The sequence below is a fragment of the Undibacterium sp. Di27W genome (assembly GCF_049340345.1).
Classification (GTDB): domain Bacteria; phylum Pseudomonadota; class Gammaproteobacteria; order Burkholderiales; family Burkholderiaceae_D; genus Undibacterium.
This window is the reverse complement of the sequence record NZ_JBMPOS010000128.1, coordinates 1-369: the sequence shown is the minus strand read 5'-3', so window position 1 is coordinate 369 and position 369 is coordinate 1. Positions and strand designations below refer to the sequence as shown.

The 369-nt window shown below is 53.1% G+C and carries 1 protein-coding gene; it reads left to right on the top strand.

From position 1 onward, the window contains the following. The coding region (locus ACO0LF_RS31605; protein ID WP_423021390.1) for a catalase at nt 1-369 on the top strand (369 nt) is incomplete at both ends.

Below are 369 nucleotides of genomic sequence, written 5' to 3'. Positions count from 1 at the left end.
GCGATGTGCGCGGATTCGCGGTGAAGTTTTATACTGACGAAGGGAACTGGGATCTTGTTGGCAACAACATTCCTGTGTTTTTTATCCAGGATGCCATGAAGTTCCCAGATCTTGTGCATGCCGTGAAACCAGAGCCGCATCACGCAATGCCGCAGGCATCCAGCGCGCACGATACATTTTGGGATTTTGTTTCGTTGATGCCAGAGTCAACCCATATGCTGCTATGGCAAATGTCGGACCGTGCCATCCCGCGCAGCTACCGGATGATGCAGGGCTTTGGAGTACATACCTTCCGGCTGGTTAATGCCCAAGGCGAGTCCGTGTTCTGTAAATTCCATTGGACACCGCTGGCTGGGACCCATTCCCTGG